The sequence below is a fragment of the Achromobacter sp. GQ309 genome (genome assembly GCF_059759315.1).
Genome location: NZ_JCAXDP010000004.1, coordinates 296,043 through 321,077 on the forward strand (window position 1 = coordinate 296,043; position 25,035 = coordinate 321,077).

24 protein-coding genes and 1 tRNA gene are annotated in these 25,035 nt (G+C 67.5%); 15 read left to right on the forward strand and 10 right to left on the reverse strand.

The genetic code is table 11. The annotated features are described in order from the left end of the window. The first annotated feature begins 3 nt into the window (after window positions 1-3). The 6 genes from fdxH to AC6CIE_RS14650 all read left to right on the forward strand — a co-directional run bounded on the left by fdxH (window position 4) and on the right by AC6CIE_RS14650 (window position 6,098). Entirely contained in the window at window positions 4-903 is a 900-nt protein-coding gene (fdxH, locus tag AC6CIE_RS14625; RefSeq protein WP_175139597.1) for a formate dehydrogenase subunit beta, read from the forward strand. Beyond that, entirely contained in the window at window positions 896-1,528 is a 633-nt protein-coding gene (locus AC6CIE_RS14630; RefSeq protein ID WP_175139596.1) for a formate dehydrogenase subunit gamma, read from the forward strand. Before fdxH ends, AC6CIE_RS14630 begins: the two co-directional genes overlap by 8 nt. Before the next feature lie 77 nt (window positions 1,529-1,605). Next, a complete protein-coding gene (gene fdhE, locus AC6CIE_RS14635; protein WP_498092637.1) occupies window positions 1,606-2,538 on the forward strand; it encodes a formate dehydrogenase accessory protein FdhE in 933 nt (310 codons plus the stop codon). A gap of 24 nt (window positions 2,539-2,562) precedes the next feature. Further along, entirely contained in the window at window positions 2,563-3,993 is a 1,431-nt protein-coding gene (selA, locus tag AC6CIE_RS14640; RefSeq protein ID WP_498092639.1) for an L-seryl-tRNA(Sec) selenium transferase, read from the forward strand. Continuing rightward, the gene (gene selB, locus AC6CIE_RS14645; RefSeq protein WP_498092641.1) at window positions 3,990-5,990 is read left to right on the forward strand and encodes a selenocysteine-specific translation elongation factor; all 2,001 of its coding nucleotides are present in this window, start codon (window positions 3,990-3,992) and stop codon (window positions 5,988-5,990) included. Before selA ends, selB begins: the two co-directional genes overlap by 4 nt. Window positions 5,991-6,002: 12 nt before the next feature. Further along, window positions 6,003-6,098 (forward strand) — tRNA-Sec (locus tag AC6CIE_RS14650). Between the two features lie 457 nt (window positions 6,099-6,555). Here the strand turns inward: AC6CIE_RS14650 and AC6CIE_RS14655 are convergent. Then, window positions 6,556-7,215 carry a TlpA disulfide reductase family protein gene (locus AC6CIE_RS14655; protein ID WP_343736818.1) on the reverse strand — a complete coding sequence of 220 codons (660 nt, stop codon included), beginning with the start codon at window positions 7,213-7,215 and terminating at the stop codon, window positions 6,556-6,558. 111 nt (window positions 7,216-7,326) lie between these two features. On the opposite strand from AC6CIE_RS14655, the gene selD reads away from it, so the two are divergent. Beyond that, entirely contained in the window at window positions 7,327-8,388 is a 1,062-nt protein-coding gene (gene selD, locus AC6CIE_RS14660; protein ID WP_218342274.1) for a selenide, water dikinase SelD, read from the forward strand. Between the two features lie 144 nt (window positions 8,389-8,532). Here the strand turns inward: selD and AC6CIE_RS14665 are convergent, their stop codons facing one another. After that, entirely contained in the window at window positions 8,533-9,450 is a 918-nt protein-coding gene (locus AC6CIE_RS14665; protein ID WP_367351328.1) for a LysR substrate-binding domain-containing protein, read from the reverse strand. 171 nt (window positions 9,451-9,621) lie between these two features. Here AC6CIE_RS14665 and AC6CIE_RS14670 point away from each other — a divergent pair, with 171 nt between their 5' ends. The 3 genes from AC6CIE_RS14670 to AC6CIE_RS14680 all read left to right on the forward strand — a co-directional run bounded on the left by AC6CIE_RS14670 (window position 9,622) and on the right by AC6CIE_RS14680 (window position 10,861). Then, complete coding sequence (locus tag AC6CIE_RS14670; protein ID WP_498092644.1) at window positions 9,622-9,897, forward strand: DUF2917 domain-containing protein; 276 nt, start codon at window positions 9,622-9,624, stop codon at window positions 9,895-9,897. After that, on the forward strand, window positions 9,894-10,544 hold the full coding sequence (locus tag AC6CIE_RS14675; protein ID WP_175139589.1) for a 2-hydroxychromene-2-carboxylate isomerase: 651 nt from the start codon (window positions 9,894-9,896) through the stop codon (window positions 10,542-10,544). The genes AC6CIE_RS14670 and AC6CIE_RS14675 overlap by 4 nt, the downstream gene beginning before the upstream one ends. Before the next feature lie 143 nt (window positions 10,545-10,687). Next, window positions 10,688-10,861, forward strand: a complete 174-nt coding sequence (locus AC6CIE_RS14680; RefSeq protein ID WP_279975273.1) for a hypothetical protein — start codon at window positions 10,688-10,690, stop codon at window positions 10,859-10,861. 6 nt (window positions 10,862-10,867) lie between these two features. On the opposite strand, the gene AC6CIE_RS14685 is transcribed toward AC6CIE_RS14680, so the two are convergent. Further along, window positions 10,868-11,245, reverse strand: coding sequence for a DUF779 domain-containing protein (locus AC6CIE_RS14685; RefSeq protein ID WP_218342269.1), 378 nt, complete (start codon window positions 11,243-11,245; stop codon window positions 10,868-10,870). 90 nt (window positions 11,246-11,335) lie between these two features. Then, the gene (adh, locus tag AC6CIE_RS14690; RefSeq protein ID WP_175123722.1) at window positions 11,336-12,865 is read right to left on the reverse strand and encodes an aldehyde dehydrogenase; all 1,530 of its coding nucleotides are present in this window, start codon (window positions 12,863-12,865) and stop codon (window positions 11,336-11,338) included. A 222-nt stretch (window positions 12,866-13,087) separates the two neighbouring features. Between adh and AC6CIE_RS14695 the strand changes: the two genes are divergently transcribed. Then, a complete protein-coding gene (locus AC6CIE_RS14695; protein WP_498092646.1) occupies window positions 13,088-15,109 on the forward strand; it encodes a sigma-54-dependent Fis family transcriptional regulator in 2,022 nt (673 codons plus the stop codon). A 122-nt stretch (window positions 15,110-15,231) separates the two neighbouring features. On the opposite strand, the gene trpC is transcribed toward AC6CIE_RS14695, so the two are convergent. The 6 genes from trpC to rpe form a co-directional block, all read right to left on the reverse strand. Further along, a complete protein-coding gene (gene trpC / locus AC6CIE_RS14700) occupies window positions 15,232-16,020 on the reverse strand; it encodes an indole-3-glycerol phosphate synthase TrpC (RefSeq protein ID WP_175123721.1) in 789 nt (262 codons plus the stop codon). Then, on the reverse strand, window positions 16,017-17,048 hold the full coding sequence (trpD, locus tag AC6CIE_RS14705; protein ID WP_056565041.1) for an anthranilate phosphoribosyltransferase: 1,032 nt from the start codon (window positions 17,046-17,048) through the stop codon (window positions 16,017-16,019). The genes trpC and trpD overlap by 4 nt, the downstream gene beginning before the upstream one ends. 11 nt (window positions 17,049-17,059) lie before the next feature. Next, window positions 17,060-17,626 (reverse strand): aminodeoxychorismate/anthranilate synthase component II, encoded by a 567-nt coding sequence (locus AC6CIE_RS14710; protein WP_105237103.1) that lies wholly within the window; start codon window positions 17,624-17,626, stop codon window positions 17,060-17,062. Between the two features lie 56 nt (window positions 17,627-17,682). After that, a complete protein-coding gene (trpE, locus tag AC6CIE_RS14715; RefSeq protein WP_056565035.1) occupies window positions 17,683-19,203 on the reverse strand; it encodes an anthranilate synthase component I in 1,521 nt (506 codons plus the stop codon). A 287-nt stretch (window positions 19,204-19,490) separates the two neighbouring features. Beyond that, window positions 19,491-20,198 (reverse strand): phosphoglycolate phosphatase, encoded by a 708-nt coding sequence (locus tag AC6CIE_RS14720; RefSeq protein WP_056319270.1) that lies wholly within the window; start codon window positions 20,196-20,198, stop codon window positions 19,491-19,493. Between the two features lie 10 nt (window positions 20,199-20,208). Beyond that, entirely contained in the window at window positions 20,209-20,937 is a 729-nt protein-coding gene (rpe, locus tag AC6CIE_RS14725; protein WP_056565028.1) for a ribulose-phosphate 3-epimerase, read from the reverse strand. Between the two features lie 126 nt (window positions 20,938-21,063). Between rpe and apaG the strand changes: the two genes are divergently transcribed. The 4 genes from apaG (at window position 21,064) to AC6CIE_RS14745 (ending at window position 24,969) form a co-directional block, all read left to right on the forward strand. Beyond that, complete coding sequence (gene apaG, locus AC6CIE_RS14730) at window positions 21,064-21,438, forward strand: Co2+/Mg2+ efflux facilitator ApaG/CorD (protein ID WP_056319266.1); 375 nt, start codon at window positions 21,064-21,066, stop codon at window positions 21,436-21,438. Between the two features lie 40 nt (window positions 21,439-21,478). After that, window positions 21,479-22,789, forward strand: coding sequence for a murein transglycosylase A (mltA, locus tag AC6CIE_RS14735; RefSeq protein ID WP_175123719.1), 1,311 nt, complete (start codon window positions 21,479-21,481; stop codon window positions 22,787-22,789). Continuing rightward, window positions 22,786-23,955, forward strand: coding sequence for a UbiH/UbiF family hydroxylase (locus tag AC6CIE_RS14740; RefSeq protein ID WP_175139586.1), 1,170 nt, complete (start codon window positions 22,786-22,788; stop codon window positions 23,953-23,955). The genes mltA and AC6CIE_RS14740 overlap by 4 nt, the downstream gene beginning before the upstream one ends. 225 nt (window positions 23,956-24,180) lie before the next feature. After that, a complete protein-coding gene (locus AC6CIE_RS14745; RefSeq protein ID WP_175123717.1) occupies window positions 24,181-24,969 on the forward strand; it encodes a DsbC family protein in 789 nt (262 codons plus the stop codon). The last annotated feature ends 66 nt before the right edge of the window (window positions 24,970-25,035 follow it).

Consider the following 25,035-nt stretch of genomic DNA (forward strand, 5'->3'; position numbering starts at 1 on the left):
GACATGTCAATGCAATCCCTGGACATCAAGCGGCGCTCCGCCACCACCACGCCGCCGCCGGGCATCCGTGAACCTGTCACGGGCTCGGTGGCCAAGCTGATCGACGTCTCCAAGTGCATCGGCTGCAAGGCCTGCCAGAGCGCCTGCATGGAGTGGAACGACCTGCGCGACGAGATCGGCGTCAACGTGGGCGTCTACGACAACCCGGCCGACCTCACCGAGCACTCCTGGACGGTCATGCGCTTCTCGGAATTCGAGAATCCCGCCGGCGACCTGGAATGGCTGATCCGCAAGGACGGCTGCATGCACTGCGAGGACCCGGGCTGCCTGAAGGCCTGTCCCTCGCCGGGCGCCATCATCCAGTACAACAACGGCATCGTGGACTTCCACGAGGAAAACTGCATCGGATGCGGCTACTGCATCACCGGCTGTCCGTTCAACATCCCGCGCATTTCCAAGAAGGACAACAAGGCCTACAAGTGCACGCTGTGTTCCGATCGCGTCGCGGTCGGCATGGAGCCCGCGTGCGTCAAGGCCTGTCCCACCGGCGCCATCGTCTTCGGCACCAAGGACGACATGCACCAGCATGCGGCCGAACGCGTCGAAGACCTGAAGTCGCGCGGCTTTGCGCAGGCCGGCGTGTATGACCCGCCCGGCGTGGGCGGCACGCACGTCATGTACGTGCTGCATCACGCCGACCAGCCGGGGCTGTACCACGGGCTGCCTGCCGATCCGAAGATCAGTCCGATGGTGTCGCTGTGGAAGGGCCTGGCCAAGCCGCTGGGCCTGGCCACGATGGCGCTCACCGCGCTGGCGGGCTTTTTCCACTATGCGCGCGTGGGCCGCAACGAAGTGACCGAGGAAGACGAACGCAGGGCTGAAGAGGAGGTGCGCCATGAGTGAAGAACACCACTACCGCCGCATCAAGCGCTACACGCCGGGCGAGCGCACCAACCACTGGATCATCGCGCTCACGTTCATCCTGCTCGCGCTGTCCGGGCTGGCGCTGTTTCATCCATCCATGTATTGGCTGTCCAACCTGTTCGGGGGCGGACCCTGGACGCGCATCCTGCATCCGTTCATCGGGGTGGTGATGTTCGTCTGCTTTGCCGTGTTTGCCGGGCACATGTGGCGCCACAACCTGCTGACGCGCGCCGATCGCCAGTGGCTCAGGCAGCTCGACGACGTGGTCGAGAACCGCGAGGAAAAGCTGCCCGAGGTCGGCAAGTACAACGCCGGCCAGAAGCTGCTCTTCTACGTGCTGATCCTGTGCATGCTGGGGCTGATGGTCAGCGGCATCGTGATCTGGCGCGAGTATTTCGCGTTCTACTTCCCGATCGAAGTGGTCCGCGCGGCGTCGGTGCTGCACGCGGTTTGTGCGCTGGTGCTGATTTGCGCGATCATTGTGCATATTTACGCGGCGATCTGGGTGAAGGGGTCGCTCACGGCAATGCTGCGCGGCTATGTCACCGCAGGCTGGGCGTGGAAGCACCATCGCGCCTGGTTCCGGGAGCAGGTGAAGAAGTAATCCCCGGCATGTCGTGATCGACGGCTGCTATCCTCTTTGCAGGCTGGCAGCCGTATTTGTTTTTCTGGAGACGAGAATTGCAGCGAATTCTTCCACGCGGCGAGATCGAAGCGCTAGACCATAACGCCATTCCCCGCATCAGCCTGCCGGAACGGACATCCGTTTTCGCGGCGCGGGCGGCGCGCCTGCGGCAGCTTGCCGACGGCAATCCGGTCGGCGACTACCTGCAGCTCATGGCGCATCTGGTCGACGCCCAGCATCGCGCGCTGCAGGACTGCGCCGCGCCGCCCGCCACCGAAGACCGGATTTCGCTCGCGCAGGCGCATGGCATGCCGCCGCTGCAGGCCATCGGCTGGCCGCGCGATGCGCTGTGGCGCCGCATCCTGGGCCAGTTGCTGGACGACGTGTCGCGCGCCCCTGGCGTGCCCGCCGAAGCCCTCGACGTCTGTGCTGCGCTGCGGCGCGCGCTGGCCGACGATCCCGAATCGCTTGAAGACCTGGCGCAGGCCGTGCTGTCCGAGCAGGACGAAGGCGTGGACAGCGCGGCCGCGCCCTTTGTCATGGCGGCGCTGCAGGTCTACTGGACGGACCTGGCCAACCGCTTCGATCCCAAGCAACTCCCCGTCGCCAGCCCGTTCGGCGTGTGTCCGGTGTGCGGCAGCCTGCCGGTCGCCAGCATCGTGCGGGTCGGCGGCCAGTACGAAGGCTATCGCTATCTGTGCTGCAGCCTGTGCGCGACGCAGTGGCACATGGTGCGGGTCAAATGCTCGCACTGCGAGGACGTGGAAAAGGTCGCGTACCAGTCCATCGAGGGCCGCACGCCCGCCATCAAGGCCGAAACCTGTGACAACTGCCACACGTACCGCAAGATCTTCTACCAGGACAAGGATCTGTACGTGGAGCCGGTGGCCGATGACCTGGCCAGCCTGATGCTCGACGTGCTGGTCGGCGAGGCCGGTTATTCGCGGTCCAGCGGCAATCCGCTGCTGTGGCATGGCGCCGAGGACTAGCGCCGCTCAATGACGGAGTCTCGCATGGCAGATCAACTGTCCGGCGCCGGCCTTGCCGCCGCGTCCGACATTCCTTCGCTGGACCGCCTGCTGAATGCCGACGCGTTGCAGCCGGCGCTGGCAACCCACGGCCGCACGCAGGTAGTGGCGGCCCTGCGCCGTGACCTGGACGCGCTGCGCAAGCGCGCGCTGGACGGCGGCGTGCCGCGTCACGAGCTGGACGCGGCCGCAGTGGCGGCGCGCACGTCAGCCGCGCTGGACGAGGCCGCGCGGCCCCGTCTGCGCGCGGTCTACAACCTGACCGGCACCGTGCTGCACACCAACCTGGGCCGCGCGCTGCTGCCCGACGAAGCGGTGGCCTCGGTGCTGCGCGCGCTGACCACGCCCGCCAACCTGGAGTTCGACCTGGACACCGGTGGCCGCGGCGATCGCGACGACCTCATCGACGATCTGCTGTGCGAGCTGACGGGCGCCGAGGCCGCCACGGTGGTCAACAACAATGCCGCGGCCGTGCTGTTGATGCTCAACGCCCTGGCGGATCGCCGCGAAGTCGTGGTGTCGCGCGGCGAACTGGTCGAGATCGGCGGCGCGTTCCGCATCCCCGACATCATGAAGCGCGCGGGCGCCAAGCTCGTCGAAGTCGGCACCACCAACCGCACGCACGCGGCGGATTATGAAAACGCCATCGGCCCGCGCACCGCGATGCTGATGAAGGTGCATTGCAGCAACTACGCGGTGACCGGCTTCACCAAAAGCGTGAGCGTGGCCGAGGTGGCGGCGCTGGCCCATGCGCGCGGTCTGCCGGCCACGGTGGATCTTGGCAGCGGCACGCTGGTGGACCTGACGCAATTCGGGCTGCCGAAAGAAGACACCGTGCGCGAGACCATCGCTGCGGGCGCCGATCTGGTCACGTTCAGCGGCGACAAGCTGCTGGGCGGACCGCAGGCCGGCTTGTTGGTGGGCCGCGCCGACCTGATCCGCAAGATCAAGAAGAACCCGCTCAAGCGCGCGCTGCGCGTCAGCAAGCTGACGCTGGCGGCGCTGGAGCCGGTGTTGCAGCTGTACCGCGCGCCCGAGTTTCTGGCGCAGCGGCTGACGACGCTGCGCCTGTTGACCCGTCCGCTGCGCGATATTCAGCCGCGGGCCGAACGGCTGCGCGGCGTGCTGGCGCATGCCGCAGGCCCGGGCTATGCGGTCGAGGCGGTGCCGATGTTCAGCCAGATCGGCAGCGGCGCGTTGCCCATCGACCAGCTTCCCAGTTACGGACTGGCCGTGCGCCATGCGGGAACCGGCCGCCCCGGGCGGCATCTGGACCGGCTGGAGACGCTGTTGCGCAAGCTGCCGGTGCCCGTCATCGGCCGCATCGCGGATGACGCGTTGTGGCTGGACCTGCGCTGCCTGGAAGACCGCGACGAAGCCGCTTTTGCGGCGCAGCTGGCGGAGCCGCTGGCATGATCGTTGGCACCGCAGGGCATATCGACCACGGCAAGACGACGCTCGTGCGCGCGCTGACGGGCGTGGACACGGACCGGCTGAAGGAAGAAAAGGCGCGCGGCATTTCCATCGAACTGGGCTACGCCTACACGCCGCTCGCCAATGGCGACGTGCTGGGCTTCATCGACGTGCCGGGGCACGAGAAGCTCGTGCATACGATGGCGGCCGGCGCCAGCGGGATCGATTTCGGCTTGCTGGTGGTGGCGGCGGACGACGGCGTCATGCCGCAGACGCGCGAGCATCTGGCCATCCTGTCGATGCTGGGCGTGGCGCGCGGCGCGGTGGCGCTGACCAAGACGGATCGCGCGGATGCGGCACAACTGGAAGCCGTGCGCGGCGAGATCGCGGCGTTGACGGAAGGGACGTTCCTGCAAGGCGCGCCGGTGTTCGGCACGAGTGCGACGCAGATGGCTCACGGGAGCCAAACATCCCACGCCGAAGCACGTGCCGAGGCGGGGCAAGCCGGCGATCCCGGCGTGGCGGCGCTGAAAGACTATTTGCACGCGCAGGCGCAGGCCCTGTCGCGGCCCGAGGCCACGGGCCTCTTCCGGCTGGCGGTGGATCGCGTGTTCACCTTGTCCGGGCACGGCACGGTCGTCACCGGCACGGCGCACGCCGGCCAGGTCCGCGCGGACGACGACGCGACCGATCTGCGCCTGATGCCGGCCAATACACGCGTTCGCGTGCGCGGCATCCACGCGCAGAACCAGCCCAGCGAGACGGGCTCGGCTGGCCAGCGGTGCGCGTTGAACCTGGCGGGCATCGACAAGAACGCCATCTCGCGAGGTGACTGGATCGCGGACGCGCGCTGCTTTCTGCCCTCGAAGCACGTGGATGTGGCGCTGACGCTGCTGCCGTCCGCGGATGCGCCGGTGCGGGCGTGGGCGCCGCTGCACGTGCACATCGGCGCGGCGCGCCATGTGGCGCACGTGGTGCCGATCAGCGCCGAGTCGCTGTCGCCGGGCCAGTCGGGATGGGTGCAACTGGTGTTCGACGAACCCGTCTGCGCGATGCCGGGCGACCGCTACATCGTGCGCAACGCACAGGCGACGCGCACGGTGGGCGGCGGCCGGGTGCTGGATCCCAATGCGCCGGACCGCAAGCGCCGGTCGGCGTCGCGGCTGGCGGGCCTGCAGGCGCTGACCGACATGCTGGATGGCGGCGGCCTGCAACCGGTGCTGGCGCATGCGCCGCAGGGCCTGGACGAAGCGGCGTTGCAGCGTCTGACGGGCCTGCCGGTCAGCGACATCGCGGCGCCCGAAGGTGCGGTGTGGATCGAGCCGCGCAATGCGCAGGGCGCGCGCACGCTGATCCTGGACGCGCATTGGAAGGCGCTGCGCGATCGGACCGAGCAGGCGCTGGCGTCGTTCCACCAAAGCGCGCCCGACGAACCCGGTCCGGACAGCGCGCGGCTGCGGCGCATGGCGTTTCCTGCGATGTCCGACACGCTTTGGACATCGCTGCTAGACGAACTGCAGCGCGACGGCCATATCGCGCGCAATGGTCCCTGGCTGCATCTGCCTACGCACACTGCGACGCTGGGAGCGGCCGAATCCGCGCTGGCGGCGCGTCTGTTGCCGCTGCTGGACGCGGGCGCGTTCGATCCGCCGTGGGTGCGCGACCTGGCGAAGCTGCAGGCGCAGCCCGAGGACGCCGTGCGCCAATTGCTGCGCAAGCTGCTGCGGCGTGGCGAGGTGGCGCAGGTAGTGAAGGATCTGTTCTATCACCGCGATCAGGTACGCAAGCTGGCGGCGCTGGCAGCAGACCTGGCCGCGCAGCCGCCGGGCTTGAATGCCGCGGTTTTCCGGGACGCGACGGGCCTGGGTCGCAAGCGGGCGATCCAGATCCTGGAGTTCTTCGATCGCGTGGGCTACACGCGGCGGGTGCGGGATACGCATGTGCTGCGCGGCGAAAGCGCGTACGCGGCGATGCAGCCGCCCGCCGAGCCGGTATCATAGGCGGTCCGCCACGGAAGGCATTCGTGCCCGGCGGCACGGCCGGGCTTCAAACCCGGTTGGGGGCGTCAGACGTTCCCAGGTAGGTTCGACTCCTGCTGCCTTCCGCCATTCGGGTTCTTCTGCCGCTCCCCACGCAGGTGTGTGATTCCCGTGCGAGATAGTCGTCGTGATACTGCGTCGTGTCCGGGTGTTTGACACCGGGGCTGATACTGGGTCGTGTCCGGGTGTCTGACACCGGGCTGTCGGTTTGTGTTCTTCTGCCGCCCGCGGCGTCGCGGGGTTCGCGTTGCGGGCCTCCGATGGCGGTCCGGAGCCTTCGCTCCGGACTTCCCCGTGCTCATCCTCGTCCGCCTTCGGCTCCCTTCGGATTCCGCCGGGCACCATCTAAACGGCCCGCAACGCGAACCCCGCGCCACCACGGGCTCTTTTAGGGGCTGATCGGGCGGTCGTCGGGGTGTGGATGCCGGACCAAGTGCCGGCATACCCCGATGCAGGTGTCTGACGCCCTTACGAGATGTCCGTCGCAGTGCGTAGCTGCGCCCCGGCGCAAATGGGGGGCTCTCCATCAACTGCGCAGCATGCGCGTCACCACGCCGCCTATCTCGTGCGACTTCCAGTTCAGTTCACCCAGATGCCAGAACCGGATCGTGCCGGCGCGGTCGACGAGGTAGTTGGCGGGCAGCGCGGCGGCTTCCCACTTCTTCGATGCGGCGCTGTTGCGGTCGTGCAGGACCGTGCCGTTGATGGGGGTCTTTTTCAAGAAGGCGGAGATCTTGGCGGGCGCTTCGCCGACGTTGACGGCGACAAGGCGCAGGCCTTCTTCGCGATGGCGCTTGGCCATGGTGGACAGAACGGGGAGTTCGTCGCGGCACGGCTCACACCAGGTGGCCCAGAAGCTGACGATGACGACGCTGCCGCGCCAAGCAGAAAGCTTTTGCTCGCGCCCGCCGAGGTCGGGCAGGACGAGCGGCAAGGCCGGGCCGGTCCATGGCGCCCAGTTGGGGCCGGTGGCGGCTTTCAATGCGTCGGCTGTCTGGGCTGCATTCTGGGCGGCATTCTGGGCGGCACTGGGAGTGCCGTTCGGGCTGCCATTCTGGGCGCCATTTGCCGGGCCTTTTCCGACGCCAGCCGCGGCGTTGCTTGCCGCATTGTTCGCGGCGCCGGCCCACGCGGGCAGCGCCGCGAGCGTCAAACCGGTTTGCAGAAGGCGGCGGCGGCTGATCAAGGCGGACTCCTGCAAGCGAGCGTTCAATGGCGAGGGCCTGGCTGCGTTCGATCATAGGGCCATTCACCGGGCCGGTGCTATCCTTTTTCCGACTGACTCACGGAGACTGAGATGACCCAGGATGTTGCGTCCACTAACGCGCCGCGCTTGACTTCCCTATCGCATGGCGGCGGCTGCGGCTGCAAGATTGCGCCGGGTGTACTGTCGGCGCTGCTAGCGCGGTTTGGCCCCGCCGCCAGCTATCCAAACCTGCTGGTGGGCACGGAAACCGCGGATGATGCGGCGGTGTACCGGCTGAACGACGAGCAGGCACTTATCGCCACCACGGACTTCTTCATGCCCATCGTGGACGATCCCTTCGACTTCGGCCGCATCGCCGCGACGAACGCGCTGTCGGATGTGTACGCCATGGGCGGCACGCCGATCATGGCGCTGGCGATCGTCGGCATGCCGATCAATGTGCTGCCGCACGACGTGATTGCCCAGATTTTGAAGGGCGGCGAATCGGTCTGTGCCGACGCGGGCATTCCGGTGGCGGGCGGCCACAGCATTGATTCGGTCGAACCCATCTATGGCCTGGCCGCGATGGGGCTGGTGCATCCGGACCGCATCAAGCGCAACGCGGATGCGCGCGCCGGCGACGTGCTGATCCTGGGCAAGGGCCTGGGCGTGGGCATCCTGTCGGCGGCGCTGAAAAAGAACCTGTTGGACGTGGACGGTTATCGCGTGATGATCGACACGACGACGCGGCTGAATCGTCCCGGCCCCGCGCTGGCCGCGCTGGACGGCGTGCACGCGATCACGGACGTGACGGGCTTTGGCCTGCTGGGCCATGCGCTGGAGATGGCGCGCGGCGCCAAGCTCACGGCTCGCGTGCGGCTGGATGCGTTGCCCTGGCTGCCGGGTGTGCAAGCGTTTGCCGCCGACGGCGTGATCACGGGCGCGTCCGGCCGCAACTGGACGTCGTACGGCGAATCGGTGCGTCTGGGCGCCGGGGTGTCGGACACCCAGCGTGCTTTGCTGACGGATCCGCAGACCTCGGGTGGCCTGCTGGTGTCGTGCGCACCGGAAGCCGCGGATGCGGTGCTCAAGATCTTCCACGAACAGGGCTTCGGCCAGGCCGCCGTGATCGGCGAGATGGCAGCGGGTCCGGCGCAAGTCGTGGTGGACTGACCGGCAAGCTACACAGGGCACGGCGGGCTGCACCCGAGCGGTCTGGTGGTCGCCGGTCTGGTAACCAGGGCATGGGCGGCTGCTGTGCCACCCGCGTTCGCCCCTGCGCGCGCCCGCCGCGCCGTTCGCCGCGGCGACGTCCGCTCAACCCGTCAAATCCCGCGCCGTCGCCGCCGCCTGATCCACCAGCCACTGCGTGACGACGTCGGCATCCGGCGTGCTGCGCCGCGCGTTACGCACCAGCCAGTAGGCGTGTTCGGTGGCGCTGGCCGCGGGGCTGCCAACGAGGGCCAACCGCCGGTCCGCGAGCATGGGCGCAATCAACGCCAGCCGTCCCAGCGCGATGCCGTGGCCGGCCAGCGCGGCATGCACGATCTGGTCGTACTGGTTGAAGCGCAGCATGCCTTTCGGGCGCACACGCCCCAGGCCGCGCGCGTTGAGCCATTCCGACCATTGCAGCCAGGGCCGCGTGGGATCGTCGAATTCCAGCAGCACATGGCGCTGCAACTCGCGCGCATCCAGTTCGCGCGCGTTGAGCGACGGATGGGCCACGGGCACTACCGACTCGCCAAAGAGCCACACGGCGCCATCTGAGACCGTGTTGCGCTCGCTGTAGCGGATGGCGATGTCGACGGCTTCGCGGTCGATGTCGATCAGCCGGTTGTCGGCGGCCACGCGCACGTCGATGTCGGGATGCGCCGCCTGAAAATCGCCCAGCCGGGGCAGCAGCCACAACGAGGCCACGCCGATGGTGGTGGTGACGGTGACAGGCGTGCGCCGCTCGGGGGCGCGCAGTTGTTCGGTCAGGTCGCCGAGCTGACTGAGCCATACATCGGCCATCCGGAAAAGCTGCGCGCCTTCAGAGGTGAACGTCACGCTACGAAACCCGCGCACCAGCAACGGCACTCCCAGATGGGCTTCCAGCGCGCGGATCTGGCGGCTGACGGCGGACTGCGTGACATGCAGATCCTGCGCGGCAAGCGTGATGCTCATGCGGCGGCCGACGGCGACAAAGCCGCGAACCAGATCAAGCGGAGGTAGTTTCGCTAGCGGATATGGCATTCGTGAAACTCATGCGTGTCGAGCGGAAAAGTCGCTTGAGCAATAGTACGCCGCGGGCGTCCAATATGACTCAGACGTTGGGTGACCGGGACCAGGTCGTGGTCACCCGCCGTGATCGCCGCTGCTGCGGCCGGGAGGGGGGCCATGTTCCAGTTATGTTGCACCGCAGGCATGTCATTCCGTTTGGGCGGCGGCTCGACTATGCTGCTCAAGCGCGCCTCGGGCGTCCGCATCGAGTGTCACGCTGGCGCCGTGTGGGTCTCCGAGTACCGCCGCTTCGATGACAGCGTGCTGCAAGCGGGCGAATCCCTGACCGTGCACAGCGATCGCGACGTCGTCCTCAGCGGCCTGCCGGATGCGCAGGTCGCGCTACTTTCGCAGGGCGGTCAGGCGCAGCGCGCCAGCGCCACGCCCCGCTGTGCAGGCCAACCGGAGTTCCAGACATGACCGCGTCCTTGCCCGATACGCCCCGCATCGAAATGTGGTTCGACTTCGCCAGCCCGTACAGCTATCTGGCGATCGAGCGCATCGACCGTCTTGCGCGCGAGGCCGAGGTCAAGGTGGATTTGCGGCCGTTTCTGCTGGGGCCGATCTTCCAGGCGCAGGGCTGGAACGACACGCCGTTCCGGCTGTTTCCCGGCAAGGGCGCGTACATGATGCGCGACATCGCCCGCCTGGCCGAGAAGTACGGCGTGGTCTACAACCGCCCGCGCCTCTTTCCGCGCATGAGCGTGCTGCCGGCGCGCATTGCGCTGCTGGGCCAGGATGAACCCTGGGGACGCGATTTCTGCGTCGCGGTGTTCCGCGCGAATTTCCAGCACGACCTGGACATTCAGTCCGAAGACGTCGTGCGCGATCTGCTCATTGGCCTGTCGCTGGATGCCGATGCGCTCATCGCCCGGGCCAAGACGGAAAGCGCCAAGGAGGCGCTGCGCAAGCAGGTCGACCGTGCGCGCGACCTGGGCATCTTCGGCGCACCGACGCTTTTCGTGGAGGGGGAAATGTTCTGGGGCAACGACCGTTTGGAAGACGCACTGGCGTGGACGCGCCGCAAAGCGCCGGCCAGCGCGTGGTCTCCGCATGCGGGCGTGTAGATAGCCGCGCCTGGCCCGCCGCCGCACCTCGCCGGCCGCAACTAGCCGGCCGCACCTGGCCGGCCGCACGGCGACGGCTGCACGTCGTCAGCCGCTCCGCCCAATCATCCTTCGCAAGATTTCTCGTCAACGCATCATCAGCAATGAAAAACGCAAGCAGCGCCTATCGCGGTGCGCCCATGCCGGGCGGCCGTTCGTTCACGCAATTCCGCGCCGCCCGCATTCGGCGGGTGTCCTTCCAGTGGAAACAGGCCGAACGCGCCGGCCTTCAGGACGAGACCTTGTCCAAGGGCGGCGGCCACGGCAAGCGCGGGTAAGGCGCGTTATCCCTTCGTCACCGGCCCGACGTTCGCCCACTCTTCATCCGAGTACAGCCGCGACCGCAGCAGAAACCGCTTGCCCTCCGCGCTGTCCAGCGAAAACGCGCCGCCGCGGCCGGGCACGGCGTCGATGACGAGCTGGGTGTGTTCCCAGTAAGCGAACTGGTCTTCACCGATCCAGAACGGGCAGCCTTCCAGATCGCCCAACAGCACATCCGAGCCGCCCACCATGAACTCGCCCTGGGGATAACACATGGGCGAGCTGCCGTCGCAGCAGCCCCCGGACTGGTGAAACATCAGCGGCCCGTGCTTGGTGCGCAAGGTGTCGATCAGCTGGCGCGCCTCGTCGGTCGCAACCACGCGTGGCGTGTGCTCTGGCATGACGGGATTCCTCTGCAAGCGCGCCGGGCGGACCCGGCGCGCAGGTTGGCCGCGCAAGCGGCTTGGGTTGAAGGGATCAAGCCAGACGGATCAGAAGAACCCCAACTTCTTCGGCGAATAGCTCACCAGCAGGTTCTTCGTCTGCTGGTAATGGTTGAGCATCATCTTGTGGTTCTCACGTCCGATGCCCGATTGCTTGTAGCCGCCGAATGCCGCGTGCGCGGGATAGGCGTGATAGCAGTTGGTCCACACGCGACCCGCCTTGATCGCGCGGCCCATCCGGTAGCACGTGTTGGCGTCGCGCGACCACACGCCGGCGCCCAGGCCGTACAGCGTGTCGTTGGCCAGCGCCAGCGCATCATCCGCATCCTTGAACGTGGTGACCGCCACGACCGGCCCGAAGATTTCTTCCTGGAACACGCGCATCTTGTTGTGGCCCTTGAACACGGTGGGCTGCACGTAGTAGCCGCCTTCCAGCCCGCCCTGCATCTGCGCACGCGAGCCGCCCGCCAGCACGTCGGCGCCTTCCTGCTTGCCGATGTCCAGGTAGGACAGGATCTTTTCCAGCTGCTCGGTGGAAGCCTGCGCGCCCAGCATGGTGTCGGCGTCCAGCGGGTTGCCCTGCTTGATCTCGGCCACGCGTTTCAGGGCGCGTTCCATGAACTTGTCGTAGAGCGATTCCTGGATCAGTGCGCGGCTGGGGCACGTGCACACCTCGCCCTGGTTCAGCGCGAACATGACGAAGCCCTCGACGGCCTTGTCCAGGAAATCGTCGTCCTGCGCGGCCACATCCGCAAAGAAGATGTTGGGCGACTTGCCGCCCAGTTCCAGCGTGACCGGGATGATGTTCTGCGACGCGTACTGCATGATCAGCCGCCCGGTGGTGGTTTCACCGGTGAACGCGATCTTGGCAATGCGCTTGCTCGATGCCAAGGGCTTGCCGGCTTCCAGCCCGAAGCCGGTCACCACGTTGACGACGCCCGGCGGCAGGATGTCGCCGATCAGTTCCATCAGCAGCAGAATGCCCAGCGGCGTCTGCTCTGCCGGTTTCAGCACCACGCAATTGCCGGCGGCCAGCGCGGGCGCGAGCTTCCACGCAGCCATCAGAATGGGGAAGTTCCACGGGATGATCTGGCCGACCACGCCCAGCGGTTCATTGAAGTGGTAGGCCACCGTGTCGTGATCGATCTCGGACAGCCCGCCTTCCTGGCTGCGGATGCACGACGCGAAATAGCGGAAGTGGTCGATGGCCAGCGGAATGTCGGCAGCGCGGGCCTCGCGGATGGGCTTGCCGTTGTCCCAGGTTTCCGCCGTGGCCAGGCGTTCCAGGTTGGCTTCCATCACGTCCGCAATCTTCATCAGCATGCGGGCGCGTTCGGCGGCCGGGGTCGAACCCCATTTAGGCGCGGCGCGATGCGCGGCGTCCAGCGCCAATTCGATGTCGCGCTCCTTCGAGCGCGCGTTGCGGCTCAGGGTCTGGCCTGTAACCGGCGTGACGTTGTCGAAGTATTCGCCATCCGCGGGCGACTGCCACTTGCCGTCGATGAAATTGTCATACTGCGTCCTGAGGTCCAGGCGGGTGCCGTAGGTCTCCGGGGTAACGCGGGTCGCGATATCCATGCTTGTCTCCGTATTGTTGGGATGGTGGCAGTGGGCTGCCTGTCCGGTATCAAGCAAAACGCATGCCAGTCGGGGCATCCCGGCTGGACAGCCCGCCGCACGCGTGCGAAAGTAGTTTTTCGCTTGTTCCATGTCGCAATCCGCGACGGTGTCGCGCAACAGGTGTCGCGCAACGGGTGTCGCAGCACAGGCGTCGCAGAACGCCGGTCCCAGGAGACATACATGGCCTCTCACTCCGGTAGGCAGACGCTGACGCAGGCGCGCCTGCTCTTTAACCAGCAGGGCGCGGTGCCGGGCGGCATGGTTGCCGAACCCATCCTGCGTTCCTGGCGCCGCTGCGCCGACCTGGGCTTCGACATGCGTGGCGTGCGCCGCGCCGATCTCATGACGCAGGGCGAACTGCGCGAAGCCCAGCAGCGCAACGAAGCGCTGCGCCGCCTGTCCGAACCCGCCATCGCTTATCTACGCCGCCAGGCCGGCGGCAGCGGCAACCTCGTCATCCTGTCGGACGCGCAGGGCCTGGTGCTGGACTCGGACGGCGATACGGGATTTGCGCATCGCGCCTCGCGCGTGGCCCTGATGCCGGGCGCGCCGTGGGACGAAGCCGCCGCCGGCACCAACGCCATCGGCACCGCGCTGGTCGAAGGCCGGCCTATCGCCGTGCACGGCGCCGAACACTATTTCGAACCCAACCGCATCCTGACCTGCGCGGCCGTCCCCATCACCGACAGCGAAGGCCGCACGCTCGGCGTGCTTGATCTCTCCAGCCAGGCCCGCGACGTGCGCCCCGATGTGCTGGCACTGGTGCGCGGGGCAGTGGACCGCATCGAGCACCAGTTGTTCGAAAGCGCCTATGAACCCTGCACGGTGCTGCGCCTGCATGCCGACCCCGCCGGGCTCGGCCAGCCCGGCGAAGCGCTGCTGGCCTTCCAGGGCGACCTGCTGATCGGCGCCAACCGGCGCGCGCTGCAGGCGCTGGCGCTGGCGGCGACCGCGCTGGGCGTGTACCGCTACGCGGACGTATTCGACGGCGACATCGAACGATGCCCGGACGCGACGGGCAGGGTGCACACACGCACAGGCGCGGTCTATCACGCGCGGCTGCGCATGCCGCGCACGCGCGCACCGCAACCGCCCGCCGCGCCCCTGTCGCGCGCGCCGGGCGCGCTGGCCAGGGCGCCAGCCCCCAGCTTCGATGCCGCGACGCTGGGCGCGCTGGCGCGCGCCGTGCATCTGGCGGACGCCGGCGTGTCGATCCTGCTGCAGGGCGAAACGGGCGTGGGCAAGGAAGTGTTTGCGCGTCAGATCCATGCGCGCGGCCAACGCGCGGCCGGCCCCTTCGTGGCGGTGAACTGCGCCGCCTTGCCCGAAAGCCTGATCGAATCGGAACTGTTCGGCTACGAAGACGGCGCCTTTACCGGCGCGCGCCGCCAGGGCAGCAAGGGCCTGTTGCGACAGGCGCATGGCGGCGTGTTGTTCCTGGACGAGATCGGCGACATGCCGCTGCTGCTGCAATCGCGGCTGCTGCGTGTGCTGCAGACGCGCGAGGTCTCGCCATTGGGCGCGGCGCGGCCCGTGCCGGTGGACTTCACCCTGGTGTGCGCCACGCATCGGCCGCTGGCGCACGAAGGCCCGGACGCACCGGTGCGTCCTGATCTGTACTTCCGGATTGCCGAATACACCGTCACGCTCGAGCCCCTGCGCGCGCGGGCGGACCGCCTGGAATTGCTGCGCGAACTGTGGGCGGCGCAAGGCGCGGGTCCCGCGCTGCCGCCCGCTATTGAAGCCGTGCTTGCGGCATATTCCTGGCCCGGCAATTACCGGCAACTGGCGTCGGTGCTGCGCACGTTGCATGTGCTGGCGGGACCAGCGGGCAGGGTGGATGCGGACATGCTGCCGGCGGAATTGCGCGGTGCAGCGAGTGCCGCGAGGATCGAAGCCATCGCGTCGGGCGTCGACACGTCGGGCGCTACTACGTCGGGCGCTACTACGTCGGGAGCTACTACGTCGGGCATCGATACGTCGAGCATCGCGACGCCGGGCGTCGATGCATCGCGCACCGCAACAACGACGCTCGCGCCGGCCGGCGGCTCCGGCGATCTGCACGCCATGACGGACGCCGCCATCCGGGCCGCCTTGGCCGAGCACGGCGGCAGCGTCAGCCGCGCGGCGCGCGCGTTGGGCGTGCACCGCAGCACGGTGTACCGGCGCGGCGCTGCATGGGGATTGGCTCGGCCGAAATAGCCGTTGGAAGTAGAAATGAGCGAGGGATCAGCCGATTGGCCGATCCCTCGTCTGGCGATGCGCCGCATGACGCATGCGCCGTCCGGCACGGCAAGACGGCAACGCCGCCCGCCGCCGCGGGTTCACCCGATCAGACGCGCCAGTTCCGCGCCAGGATCCTTCGCGCGCATGAAAGCTTCGCCCACCAGGAACGCGTCGACCTTGTGCTCGCGCATCAGCTTCACGTCTTCCGGCTTGAGGATGCCGCTTTCGGTCACGACGCGTTTGCCTGCGGGAATGCGCGGCAGCAGGTCCAGCGTGGTTTGCAAGCTGGTCTCGAACGTGCGCAGGTTGCGGTTGTTGATGCCCAGCAGCGGCGTCTTGAGCGTGAGCGCCACTTCCAGCTCCTTGGCGTCGTGCACTTCGACGAGCACGTCCATGCCCAGCTCGATCGCCAACGTTTCGTAGTCGCGCAGTTGCGCGGGCGTAAGCGCGGCCACGATCAGCAGCACGCAGTCGGCGCCCATCGCGCGCGCGGCGACGATCTGGTAGGGATCGATCACGAAGTCCTTGCGCAGCACCGGCAGCGCGCACGCGGCCCGCGCCTGGCGCAGGTGGTCGTGCGAACCCTGGAAGAACTGCACGTCGGTCAGCACGGACAGGCAGGCCGCGCCGTGCACGGCGTAGGTGGCCGCGATTTCGGCGGGCGCAAAGCCCTCGCGGATGACGCCCTTGGAGGGCGAGGCTTTCTTGATTTCAGCGATGACGCCGGCCTTGCCTTGCGAGATCTTGTCTTCGATGGCTTGGGCGAAGCCGCGCACGTCCTGGCGCGCCTGCGCTTCGCGCAGGACTTCGGCTTCGCTGCGCATCTGGCGGGCGGCGGCGACTTCCTCGGCCTTGACGGCGAGGATCTTCGCGAGAATATCGTTCATTTCTGGAATGTCCGGGTGTATGCGCAGAATTCTTCCAGCTTGGCTCGCGCCGCGCCGGTGGAAATTAGTTCAAATGCTAGCGCTAAGGCTTCGGGAATGGAATCGGCTTTGTTGCCGGCATAGATGGCGAGCCCGGCGTTCAGGGCGACGATGTCTCTGGCCGCGCCTTCGACATTCTCCAGCGCCTCTATGACAAGCTCGCGCGACTGCTCGCGATTGGACACCTTGATGCTCCTGTTGGACATCATGGATAGCCCGTAGTCCTCGGGATGAATCTCGTACTCGCGGACCACGCCGTCCTTCAGTTCGCCGACCATCGTGGCCCCGCCCAGCGAGGCCTCGTCCATGCCGTCCTTGCCGTGCACGACCAGCACGTGGCGCGAGCCCAGGCGTTCCAGCACGCGCACCTGGATGCCGACGAGGTCGGGGTGGAAGACGCCCATCAACTGGTTGGCGGCGCCGGCCGGGTTGGTCAGGGGACCCAGGATGTTGAAGATCGTGCGCACGGCCAGTTCCTTGCGGACGGCGGCCACGTTCTTCATCGCGCCGTGGTGGGCGGGCGCAAACATGAAACCGATGCCGGTCTCCTGGATGCATTCGGCCACCTGCTCGGGCGTCAGCACCAGGTTGGCGCCCAGCGCCTCCAGCACGTCGGCGCTGCCGCTGGACGACGAGGCGCTGCGGTTGCCGTGCTTGGCGATCGGCACGCCGGCCGCGGCTGCGACGAACATCGCAGTTGTGGAAATGTTGAACGTGTGGCTGCCGTCGCCGCCCGTGCCGCACATGTCCAGCAGGTCGTTCGGATTGGGCGTGACCACGGGCGTGGCGAACTCGCGCATGACCTGCGCCGCGGCGGTGATCTCGCCCACGGTTTCCTTTTTGACGCGCAGGCCCATCAACAGCGCGCTGGCGATCTGCGGCGACATCTCGCCGCGCATCAGCATGCGCATCAGGTGCAGCATTTCGTCGTGGAAAATTTCGCGGTGTTCGATGCAGCGCGTCAGCGCTTCGGAGGGGGAAATCGTCACGGTGCGTCCTTTCAGGCGAGGTTCAGGAAATTGCGCAGCAGGGCGTGGCCGTGCTCACTCAGTACGGATTCGGGGTGGAACTGTACCCCGTATAGCGGCAGGGTCTTGTGCCGCACACCCATGATGTCGCCATCCGGCGCCGTCGCGGTGACCGCCAGGCAGTCCGGCAGGGTGGCCGGATCGATGGTCAGCGAGTTGTAGCGGATGACAGTGTACGGCGTCGGCAGGCCTTCAAAGATGTCAGTGCCCGTGTGCGACAGCTGGATCGTCTTGCCGTGCATGATCTGCTGCGCGCGCACGATATCGCCGCCGAAGGCCGCGCCGATGGCCTGGTGGCCCAGGCACACGCCCAGGATGGGCTTCTTGCCGGCGTACGCCTGGATCAGCGGCACCGAGATGCCGGCCTCGGCCGGCGAGCACGGGCCGGGCGACACGCAGATCTGGTCGGGATTGAGCGCAGCCACTTCTTCAAGCGTGATCTGGTCGTTGCGCGCCACGCGCACGTCCACGCCCAGCTCGCCAAAGTACTGCACCAGGTTGTAGGTAAAGGAATCGTAGTTGTCGATCATCAACAGCATTTTTTTCTCCTCGGGGCCGTTCTGCGGCCCGGGCGGTGTTGTTTTGGCCGCGAGGCTCAGATGGGTTCGTCCAGGCCGTGCTGCACCTGCTCGGCCGCGCGCAGCACGGCGCGCGCCTTGGCTTCGGTCTCGGCCCATTCGGCTTCGGGGTTCGAATCGGCCACGATGCCCGCAGCCGCCTGCACGTACAGCGTGCCGTCCTTGATGACGCCGGTGCGGATGGCAATGGCCACGTCCATCTCGCCGCCGTAGCTTAGGTAGCCGGCCGCGCCGCCGTAGATGCCGCGGCGCACGGGTTCCAGTTCGTCGATGATCTTCATGGCCTCGACCTTGGGGGCGCCGGTCAGGGTGCCGGCCGGGAACGAGGCGCGCAGGACGTCCATGCTGCTCATGCCGGGGTTCAGGGTGCCGGTCACATTCGACACCAGATGCATCACATGCGAGTAGCGCTCGATCACCATGGTGTCGCTCACCTTCACCGAGCCCACCTGCGCGACGCGGCCCACGTCGTTGCGCGCCAGGTCGATCAGCATGACGTGTTCGGCGATCTCCTTGGGATCGGCCTTCAGTTCGGCGGCCAGCGCCGCGTCTTCCTCAGGCGTGCCGCCGCGCTTGCGCGTGCCCGCCAGCGGACGGATGGTGATCTGCGACTTCGGCTCGCCGTTTTCCACCGTGCGTTCCTGGCGCACCAGGATCTCGGGCGATGCGCCCACCACCTGGAAATCACCGAAGTTCCAGAAGTACATGTAGGGGGAGGGATTGAGCGACCGCAGGGCGCGGTAAAGGGAGAGGGGCGAATCGCGGAAGGGCTTGGCGATGACCTGGCCGATCTGCACCTGCATCAGGTCGCCGGCGGCGATATGTTCCTTGGCGCGCAACACGGCCGCCAGGTAGTCCTCTTTCTTGAAATCGCGCCGTTCCTCGGTCTGCATGCTGGCGTGGCTGTACGGAATCTCCACGGGGCGGCGCAGGCGGGCGCGCAGATCGGTCAGGCGCTGCTGTGCGCGGCTGTAGGCCTCGGGCTGGCTGGGGTCGGCATAGACCATCAGGTAGATACGGCCGGCCAGGTTGTCGACGATGACCAGTTCGTCCACGTGCATCAGCATCAGGTCGGGCGTGCCGCCTTCCATGCCGGCCGGGAACGGCTTGACCGCGGGGCCCAGGCACGGCTCGATGTGGCGCACGGTGTCGTAGCCGAAGTAACCGGCCAGGCCACCGCAGAAGCGCGGCATGCCCGGGCGCAGCGCGACCTTGAAGCGGCTCTGGTATTGCTCGATGAAGGCCAGCGGATCGCCGTCGTGCGTCTCGGCGACCTTGCCGTCGTGCAGCACTTCGGTGCGCGTGCCGCTGGCGCGGATCACGGTGCGCGCCGGCAGGCCGATGAACGAATAGCGGCCGAAGCGCTCGCCGCCCACCACGGATTCCATCAGGCAGGTCATGCGGCCGGCCAGGGGACCGGAGTGCGCCAGTTTCAGGTAGATGCCAAGCGGGGTGTCCAGGTCGGCGTAGGTCTCGGCCACCAGCGGAATGCGGTTGTAGCCTTGTGCCGCAAGGGCTTTGAATTCGATTTCGGTCATGTCGGGTCTCGTAAGCGGTGTCTGCTTTCGGACCGGGCACGCAACAAAAAACCCGGTCCAGTTGACTGGTTCCGGGTTGGGCGCTGTTTACACAGTGTCGGCGCTAGGCGGCAAGGTCGCGTCTAGGGCCGGGAAGGGGAATCATCGCCACCCGGAAGACAAACGCCACCAACGCCACGAGGCGCCGAGCATTTGGTTCTGGATGGAAACGTTCATTTAGCGGTGCGGTAATGAAGTACGCGGAAGTGATGCGCGGTAGTGAATTCTTGCCTGGGTTGCGACGTGCTTCAAGCGGGGACTTTTGCGGCGTTCTGGTTTTGATTCCAGAGCGCGACCCACTGGGCGGCGTCAACAAGCGTGTCAACTATACCATCGACATCCAGCTCGCGCACGTCACGTCCTTCGTTGTAGCCATACGGCACCACCAGGACCTGCGTGCCGGCGCTGCGGCCCGCCTGCGCGTCATTGATGGAATCGCCGATCGTCACGGCCTCGTTCACGCCCACGCCCATTAGGTCGCACGCGTGGTGGATCTGGTCGGGATCGGGCTTGCGGCGCTCGCAGGTGTCGCCGCACACCACGGCCTCGAAAAAGCCCGCCAGCCCCGTGCGCTGCAAGAGCGGCAAGGTGAATTCCGTGGGCTTGTTGGTGACCACGGCCAGCTTCAGGCCCTGGTCGCGCATGAGTTTCAGGCCTTCGATCACGCCCGGGTAGACCTGCGCGCGCTCGCCGTTGACCAGGTGGTAGTGGCGGTAGAAAGCCTCGCGGGCGCGCTGGAATTCGTCCGGCGCCGGGTCGGCGGCATCGAGCGAACCGGCCAGGCTGCGCCGCACCAGGTTGTCCACGCCCTTGCCGACGAACGTGGCGACCACGTCCTCGCGCAGCGCGATCATGCCAAGTTCAACACGCATGGCGTTGGCGGCAAAGGCCAGATCGGGAATGGAGTCGAGCAGGGTACCGTCCAGGTCCAGCAGCGCGGCGCGAAAAGCGGTCATGTCGGGTTCCTTAGACAGCGGTGGTTTCGCCGATGGCGATCTGGTCGCGCATGGCCTTGATGATGCCGGCGTAATCCGGCTTGCCGAAGATGGCCGAGCCGGCCACGAACGTGTCCGCGCCCGCGGCGCGGATCTCGGCGATGTTGTCGATCTTGACGCCGCCGTCCACCTGCAGAACGATCTCCTGGCCGCCGGCCTGCATCCACGCATCGATGCGGGCGCGGGCCTCGCGCAGCTTGGTCAGCGCCGCCGGAATGAAGCTCTGGCCGCCAAAGCCCGGGTTCACCGACATGATGAGCACCAGGTCGATCTTGTCCATCACGTAGTCCATGTAGGACAGCGGCGTGGCGGGATTGAAGACCAGACCGGCCTTGCAGCCGCTTTCGCGGATCAGGGACAGCGTGCGGTCCACGTGGGCGCTGGCGTCGGGGTGGAAGCTGATGTAGTCGGCGCCGGCCTTGGCGAACTGCGGCACCAGCGCGTCCACGGGCTCGACCATCAGGTGCACGTCGATCGGCACCTCGACGTGGGGGCGGATCGCGGCACAGACCATCGGGCCGATCGTCAGGTTGGGGACATAGTGGTTGTCCATCACGTCCACGTGGATCCAGTCGGCGCCGGCGGCGACGACGTTGCGGACTTCCTCGCCCAGCCGGGCGAAGTCAGCCGACAGGATGCTGGGAGTAATGCGGGTGGAGGCCGTTTGCTTGGACATGATGTTCGGGGTCGGGGAGGGCATAATGTGCCATTATTGCAGTTTGAGGCGCCGCAGCGGGTATGCCCCGGCTGGCGCGCCTGAAATTCCGTCTTTCAAGCGTGGGCGCCCATGTTCCGCCGCCCGCGTGCAGCCACACAGGGAAGGACTGTGAAACCTTACGACCTGAGCGTCTCTGTCTCTCCGCGCTTCGTGCCCGAACAGTCCGACCCCGGCGAACAGCAATTCGTGTTCGCCTACACCGTCCGCATCACCAATACCGGCGAACATCCCGCGCAGGTGATCAGCCGCCACTGGATCATCACCGACGGCAACCAGCGCGTGCAGGAAGTGCGCGGCCTGGGCATCGTGGGGCAGCAGCCCCTCCTGGCCCCGGGCGAGACCTTCGAATACACCAGCGGCTGTCCCCTGCCCACGCCGGTGGGCACGATGCGCGGCATCTATCACTGCGTCGGCGAGAACGGCATTCCGTTCGAGGTGCCGATCTCCGAATTCGTCCTGGCCATGCCGCGCACCTTGCACTGAGTATGGTCCGGCCTTCCGTTGCACGTTTTTCCCTCTGCACATGAAGCGCATTCTTAGCCTGTCCGTGCTGTCGATCCTGCTGGCGGCATGTTCCACCCCCTCCGATATTCCCCCTGATTCCGGATCCGGCCTGCCGGCTACGCCCGGTGCTCGCACGCCCGCGGCCGACGGCCCGCTCGTCGTGCCGCCGCTGGGCTCGTTGCCCGACACCCCGCCGCGCGCGCTGGCCGGCAAGTTGAAGCCGGCCAACTGGTCCGAGCTGCCCGGCTGGAGCGCCGACGACCTGTCGCAGTTCTGGCCCCTGTTCCTGCGCAATTGCAAAGGGCTGATGCGGCCCACCAGCGGCAACCTGGCCGCGCCCGCGCGCGCCACGCCGCGCGCCTGGCAGCCGGTCTGCGCCGCAGCCATCGACCCGGCCCGCGCGCCCGCCGCCGGAGACGCCGAAGGCGTGCGCCGCTTCCTGCAGACCTACCTGCAACCGTGGCGCCTGAATGCGGCCGACGGCAAGCCGGCCACCAATACGGTGACGGGCTACTACGAACCCCTGGTGCGCGGCTCGCGCCGCCAGGGCGGTGTCTACCAATGGCCGCTGTACGCGGTGCCCGCCGACCTGCTGACGATTGACCTGGGTTCCATCTACCCCGACCTGGCCGGCAAGCGCGTGCGCGGCAAGCTCGACGGCAAGCGCGTCGTGCCGTACGACACGCGCGCCGCCATCGAATCGTCGTCCGGCCGACGCCCGCCCGTGGTGGTCTGGGTGGACGACCCCGTGGACAACTTCTTCCTGCAGGTCCAGGGCTCCGGGCGCGTGCAGCTGACCGACGGACCCGACGCCGGCAAGACCATCCGCGTCGCCTACGCCGACCACAACGGCCAGCCCTATGTGTCCATCGGCCGCTGGCTGATCGACCGCGGCGAACTCACCGCCGACCAGGCGTCCATGCAGAACATCCGGGCCTGGGCGCAGCGCAATCCCAAGCGTGTCCAGGAAATGCTCAACGCCAATCCGGCCGTGGTGTTCTTCCGCGAAGAGGCGGTCGTGGATCCTGAACAAGGCCCCAAGGGCGCTTATGCCATCCCGCTGGCGCCGCGGCGCTCGGTGGCGGTGGATGCGACCTTCGTGCCGCTCGGCACGCCGCTGTTCCTGTCCACCACCTATCCCGCGTCGGACCGGCCCTTGCAGCGCCTGGTGTTCGCCCAGGACACCGGCACCGCCATCCGGGGCGCGGCCCGCGCCGACTTCTACTGGGGTTACGGCGAAGAAGCCGGTCAGCAGGCCGGCCGCATGAAGCAACGCGGCCAGATGTGGCTGCTGTGGCCCAAACAGGCCGGGGAGCCTTCCGCACGATGAGCCATCAGATCGTAGTTTGCGGGGCCGGCATCGTCGGCCTGTCCACCGCCCTGGCGCTGGCCCGCCGCGGCCAGCGTGTGGCCGTCCTGGCGCCGCGCGCCGCCGTGCCGCCCGCCGATCCCAACCGCTATCACCCCCGCGTCTACGCCATTTCGCCGGCGAGCCAGCGCTTCCTGGCCGACATCGGCGTGTGGGACGCCATGCCCGCGTCCCGGCTGATGCCCGTGCAGGCCATGGAAATCCACGGCGACGCGGACGGCCAGGTCAACCTCAATGCCTGGCAGGCCGCGCTGCCGCAACTGGCCTGGATCGTCGAATCCGGCGAGATCGAGCGCGTCCTGATCCAGGCCGTGCGCATGTTCGGCATTGCCTGGCTGGAAGACCGCTGCACCGGCTACCAGAACGGCGCGATCGACACCGAAAGCGGCGCCCGCATCCAGGCCGAACTCTTCGTCGGCGCCGATGGCGCGGCCTCGCCGCTGCGCGAGGCGGCCGGGCTGAAGCACGAAGCCCAGTCCTACAACGACACCGGACTCGTCGTGCATCTGGACGCGGAACTGCCGCACCAGGGCACGGCGATCCAATGGTTCCGCGACGACGGCGTGCTGGCGCTGCTGCCGCTGCCCGATACCGCGGACGGCCCCCAGGTTTCTATGGTGTGGTCCATGCGCAGCGAGCTGGCCCAGCAACTGCTGGACCTGCCGCAGGAAGCGCAGACCGCCCGCCTGGAAGCGCTGCTGGCCGAGGCTGCCGAAGGGCGCCTGGGCCGCCTGAAGGTCCGCAGCAAGCTGCACGGTTTTCCGCTGACGCTGGAGCGCGCCCAGATGGTGGCGCCCGGCATCGCGCTGGCCGGAGACGCCGCGCACCGCCTGCACCCGCTGGCGGGGCAGGGCCTGAACCTGGGGCTGGGCGACGTCGAGGCGCTGGCCCGCATCGTCGCCGAGCGCGAACCCTACCGGCAGGCCGGCGACCTGCGCGTGCTGCACCGCTACCAGCGGGCGCGTGCCGAACCGGTCCTGGCCATGCGGCTGGCGACCGACGGGCTGCACAAGCTGTTCGGATCGAAGGCGACGCCGCTCGTCTGGCTGCGCAACGCCGGCATGCACTGGGTCGAGGGCGCGCCGCTGATCAAGCGCCGGCTGATCGCGGGGGCGTCGGCCAATTAGGGCTGACCCGGCCCAAACCGGGCCAACTCGGCCAAACCCGGCCCCGATTCGGTCCGATTCGGCCAAACCTGGCCCGATTCGGCCCGACGCCGGCGCCGGGCGGAACCTGGGGCGGCCGGCGCCCGTCTGATACGGATCCGCCCACCCGCCGCCTGCCGCGGCCGCCCGACCCGGATCGGTTACGCTTTCCGGCTGAGCACACGACTGACAAGACCAGGAGTACCGATGAAATTCCGCATTCCCGCCACGCTGGCGGCCTGTTTCCTCGCCGCGGGTATCGGCTTGTCCGCCACGGCACATGCGCAGGGCGCAAAATCCGTCTCCACACAATCCGTGGGGCAGGCGGCCAAGGGCGAAAAAAGCGTCTCCACCACCGAACTCGATCCGCAGTCGGCCGCCGTCAAGGAACGCTTTCAGCAACGCTTCTCCGGCATGAACGTCACGACCGTGCGCCGCACGCCTTATGGCCTGTTTGAAGTGCAGCTCGGCATGGACCTGATCTACACCGACGAAGGCGTGACGTGGGTCATGGAAGGACCGCTGATCGACGCCGCGACGCGCCGCGACGTCACCCGCGAATCCCAGGAAAAGCTCAGCGCCGTCACGTTCGACCAGCTGCCGCTGGACCTGGCGATCAAGCAGGTCAAGGGCGACGGCTCGCGCAAGGTCGCGATCTTCGAAGACCCCAACTGCGGCTATTGCAAGCAGTTGCGCAAGACGCTCGAAGATGTGGACAACCTGACCGTGTACACCTTCCTCTACCCCATCCTGTCGCCGGATTCCAAGGTCAAGGTGCGCAATGTCTGGTGCGCCAAGGACCAGGGCAAGACCTGGGACGACTGGATGCTGCGCGGCAAGACGCCGCCCAACGCCAATTGCGACGTGCCCGAAGACAAGCTTTTGGAGCTTGGCCAGCAGCTGATGGTGCGCGGCACGCCGACGCTGTTCTTTGCCGACGGCTCGCGCATCAGCGGCGCGCTGCCGCTGGACCAGCTCAAGGCCCGTTTGAACTGACCGGCGCGCGTCGCGCCGGCCCGGGAAAGGGGGGCGCGGCAAGCGCCATCCCTCCCGGAGACAAGA

Excerpts from the sequence above, each read along its gene's own strand:
- selB (WP_498092641.1), top strand. The coding sequence starts at position 3,990 with ATGATCGTTGGCACCGCAGGGCATATCGACCACGGCAAGACGACGCTC.
- fdxH (WP_175139597.1), top strand. The coding sequence starts at position 4 with ATGTCAATGCAATCCCTGGACATCAAGCGGCGCTCCGCCACCACCACG.
- AC6CIE_RS14680 (WP_279975273.1), top strand. The coding sequence starts at position 10,688 with ATGAAAAACGCAAGCAGCGCCTATCGCGGTGCGCCCATGCCGGGCGGC.
- rpe (WP_056565028.1), bottom strand. The coding sequence starts at position 20,937 with ATGCCCTCCCCGACCCCGAACATCATGTCCAAGCAAACGGCCTCCACC.
- AC6CIE_RS14710 (WP_105237103.1), bottom strand. The coding sequence starts at position 17,626 with ATGCTGTTGATGATCGACAACTACGATTCCTTTACCTACAACCTGGTG.
- AC6CIE_RS14740 (WP_175139586.1), top strand. The coding sequence starts at position 22,786 with ATGAGCCATCAGATCGTAGTTTGCGGGGCCGGCATCGTCGGCCTGTCC.
- AC6CIE_RS14720 (WP_056319270.1), bottom strand. The coding sequence starts at position 20,198 with ATGACCGCTTTTCGCGCCGCGCTGCTGGACCTGGACGGTACCCTGCTC.
- AC6CIE_RS14630 (WP_175139596.1), top strand. The coding sequence starts at position 896 with ATGAGTGAAGAACACCACTACCGCCGCATCAAGCGCTACACGCCGGGC.
- selD (WP_218342274.1), top strand. The coding sequence starts at position 7,327 with ATGACCCAGGATGTTGCGTCCACTAACGCGCCGCGCTTGACTTCCCTA.
- trpE (WP_056565035.1), bottom strand. The coding sequence starts at position 19,203 with ATGACCGAAATCGAATTCAAAGCCCTTGCGGCACAAGGCTACAACCGC.
- AC6CIE_RS14670 (WP_498092644.1), top strand. The coding sequence starts at position 9,622 with ATGTCATTCCGTTTGGGCGGCGGCTCGACTATGCTGCTCAAGCGCGCC.
- AC6CIE_RS14665 (WP_367351328.1), bottom strand. The coding sequence starts at position 9,450 with ATGCCATATCCGCTAGCGAAACTACCTCCGCTTGATCTGGTTCGCGGC.
- AC6CIE_RS14675 (WP_175139589.1), top strand. The coding sequence starts at position 9,894 with ATGACCGCGTCCTTGCCCGATACGCCCCGCATCGAAATGTGGTTCGAC.
- AC6CIE_RS14685 (WP_218342269.1), bottom strand. The coding sequence starts at position 11,245 with ATGCCAGAGCACACGCCACGCGTGGTTGCGACCGACGAGGCGCGCCAG.
- selA (WP_498092639.1), top strand. The coding sequence starts at position 2,563 with ATGGCAGATCAACTGTCCGGCGCCGGCCTTGCCGCCGCGTCCGACATT.
- mltA (WP_175123719.1), top strand. The coding sequence starts at position 21,479 with ATGAAGCGCATTCTTAGCCTGTCCGTGCTGTCGATCCTGCTGGCGGCA.
- adh (WP_175123722.1), bottom strand. The coding sequence starts at position 12,865 with ATGGATATCGCGACCCGCGTTACCCCGGAGACCTACGGCACCCGCCTG.
- AC6CIE_RS14695 (WP_498092646.1), top strand. The coding sequence starts at position 13,088 with ATGGCCTCTCACTCCGGTAGGCAGACGCTGACGCAGGCGCGCCTGCTC.
- AC6CIE_RS14745 (WP_175123717.1), top strand. The coding sequence starts at position 24,181 with ATGAAATTCCGCATTCCCGCCACGCTGGCGGCCTGTTTCCTCGCCGCG.
- trpC (WP_175123721.1), bottom strand. The coding sequence starts at position 16,020 with ATGAACGATATTCTCGCGAAGATCCTCGCCGTCAAGGCCGAGGAAGTC.